The sequence below is a fragment of the Nocardioides sp. genome (assembly GCF_036374615.1).
Classification (GTDB): Bacteria; Actinomycetota; Actinomycetes; order Propionibacteriales; family Nocardioidaceae; genus Nocardioides.
Genome location: NZ_DASUTK010000145.1, coordinates 1 through 2,448 on the forward strand (window position 1 = coordinate 1; position 2,448 = coordinate 2,448).

Annotated in this window: 4 protein-coding genes and 1 pseudogene; 1 reads left to right on the forward strand and 4 read right to left on the reverse strand. The window is 69.5% G+C overall.

Annotated features, from left to right (window positions below; translation table 11 throughout):
* The 4 genes from VFZ39_RS11350 to VFZ39_RS11365 all read right to left on the reverse strand — a co-directional run.
* Positions 1-149: 50S ribosomal protein L20 (locus VFZ39_RS11350; protein ID WP_330865866.1), on the reverse strand; the 149-nt coding region annotated here is incomplete at its 3' end.
* Between the two features lie 74 nt (positions 150-223).
* Positions 224-436 (reverse strand): large ribosomal subunit protein bL35, encoded by a 213-nt coding sequence (locus VFZ39_RS11355; RefSeq protein WP_090971167.1) that lies wholly within the window; start codon positions 434-436, stop codon positions 224-226.
* A gap of 125 nt (positions 437-561) precedes the next feature.
* Positions 562-1,245: a translation initiation factor IF-3 gene (gene infC, locus VFZ39_RS11360; protein ID WP_330865867.1), complete on the reverse strand. Its 684-nt coding sequence runs from the start codon at positions 1,243-1,245 to the stop codon at positions 562-564.
* A 302-nt stretch (positions 1,246-1,547) separates the two neighbouring features.
* Positions 1,548-2,114 carry an SseB family protein gene (locus tag VFZ39_RS11365; RefSeq protein WP_330865864.1) on the reverse strand — a complete coding sequence of 189 codons (567 nt, stop codon included), beginning with the start codon at positions 2,112-2,114 and terminating at the stop codon, positions 1,548-1,550.
* Between the two features lie 67 nt (positions 2,115-2,181).
* Between VFZ39_RS11365 and VFZ39_RS11370 the strand changes: the two are divergent.
* Positions 2,182-2,448 (forward strand): annotated as a pseudogene (locus VFZ39_RS11370) (hypothetical protein); the annotation flags it as partial.

The following is a 2,448-nucleotide window of genomic DNA, read 5'->3' on the forward strand; positions in this document are numbered from 1 at the left end:
CGGTCGTTGTAGCTGTAGACCAGGGAGTGGGTGACCTGCTCCTTGGCCTTGCGGTAGAGGCGCGAGCGCTGGCCGCGGTAACCGCTGGCGCGCTCGAGGGTGGTACGACGCTTCTTCTGGGCGTTCACTGCGCGCTTGACGCGTGCCATGGTGCTACTCCTTGTTGCAGGGGAAAGTCAGACGGACGGCGGCTGAGCCACCTGGGTGGTGCGGTGGGTGAGGCTCAGATGCCGAGCATCTTCTTGGCGCGTGCGACGTCGCCCTTCTCGAGCTCGACCATGCCGGCGTTGCGGCGGTGCTTCTTGCGGCTGCCCGTGGTCGGCGCGGACGCGAACGCGGCGCCGGACTTGCGGCCGGCCTGCAGACGCATGATCTTGCCCGAGCCGGTCACCTTGAAGCGCTTCTTGGCGCCCGAGTGGGTCTTGTTCTTCGGCATGTCTGCCTCAACTTCCTTGTGCGTGGTTCGGGGTTCAGGGGGTGAGCAGCCCTGGCCAGCTCGTCGTCACGGCCAGGTCGTCGTCACGGCTCCGCCGCGACATGCTCGATCGAGTCGTGACTCCGTCACGCCTCGATCTCAGGATCGAGGTTCTCGGAGCGGCGACGCTCCTTCTTCTGGGCGACCGGCCCGGCGGCGTGGGCCGCCTCGCGCTCGGCGTCCTCCTCGGCCTTGCGCTCCGCACGTGCCTGCTCCTTGGTGGCGCGGGCAGCGTCGGCGTCGATCTTGGCGTCGGCCTTCTTCTTGTGCGGGCCGATGACCATGGTCATGTTGCGGCCGTCCTGCTTGGGCGAGGACTCGACGAAGCCCAGCTCCTGCACGTCCTCGGCCAGCTTCTGGAGCAGGCGGAAGCCCAGCTCGGGGCGGTGCTGCTCGCGGCCGCGGAACATGATCGTGATCTTGACCTTGTCGCCGGCACCCAGGAATCGCACGACGTGACCCTTCTTGGTCTCGTAGTCGTGCTTGTCGATCTTGGGACGAAGCTTCATCTCCTTGATGATCACGTTCGTCTGGTTGCGCCGCGACTCGCGGGCCTTCTGGGCGTTCTCGTACTTGAACTTGCCGTAGTCCATGAGCTTGCAGACCGGGGGGCGTCCCTGGGGCGCGATCTCGACGAGGTCGAGGTCGGCCTCCACGGCCAGCTTGAGTGCCTGGTCGGTCGGCACGATGCCAACGGTCTCGCCGTTGGGTCCTACGAGCCGGACCTCGGGTACGCGGATCCGGTCGTTGATGCGCAGCTCGGTGCTGATGGGTCCTCCAGTGGTTCGGGTGGGTGGGAGTCCCTCGCCCGGCCCGACTGGTGTGCCGGAAAATGGACAATGGCTCCCGCTGTTGCCAAGCGGGAGCCAGTCACGACACGTCTCCCCTCTCGGGGAAACTGAGGTGTCCACCTCCGTCTCGCGACGGTGGTGGCTCTGGACCGGGACCCGACGATCTGTGGTGCTGGGCGATCGATGCGGGTGGGAGACGGTGGTGCGTGCCTCCGCTTGGCGGGATCGGTGTCACCGTGAAGCGTGGTGTCACTGATCGGTCAACATGGAAGGTTAGCGGATCATTCCGTCGGGGGGCCAATCCAGCCGTGACCGCCCGAGCCGTCGCCGATGGCGACCAGGCGCCACCCGGCTGCGAGCCGGGCCAGGTCGTCCCCGTCGACGACGTACGACGCAGGGCCGGCGAGGTCCACCAGCAGTGCCTCCGCGCCGTCCTGGATCGCCGCGGTGGCCGCCGTCGCGGCGGGCACCGGCACCGGCCTGGCCTGCGGGTCCCACCGGGCCATCGAGGCGGTGGAGGTGAAGGCGAGCAGGCCCCTGCTGCCGTCCAGGGCCTCCACCAGGACGGCCGCCATGTCGGAGGACTTGTCGTGGGCCAGTCCCTGCTCGTCGACCTCGACCTCGCCGAGGACCGCCACCACCGGCACCAGCAGCCGGGAGTCCTGCAGGAGGGCGAGCACCGCGCCGGAGCTCGCGGTGCCCGCGGTCCGGTCGGCCAGCACGCGGGCGAGCCGGGGGTCCGCCTCGCCGGCGTCGTCGGCGAACCCCGGGTCGGGGATGGTGCGCTCGAGCGGCTCGAGGGAGGAGTCGTCCGCCGCGTGGTGGGGGGATGCGTCGTCGTGGACCACGGCTCCATCCTCCCGCAGGCCCCGCGGGTGCCGACGAGGGCGTGGTCCGCTGTGGGAGTCTGGGCCTGTGGAAGGAACTACCTGGGCTGCACTGACCGCCGCACTCACCGTCGCGGGTGCCATCTGGACGTGGATCGCGTTCCGCCGGCGAGGGTCGGCCAACGGGCTGCGCGCGCTCGGCTTCACCCTGCTGCCCGCGGCCGCGTGGCTGACCGGGACGCTCGAGATGGTCGTGGACATCGCGGGCTCGGTCACCGACTGGGCGACCAGCCTCGTGTTCGACGTACGCACGTGGATGGGTGTCGGCCTGGCCGGCCTCGCGGTCGTGCTGTGG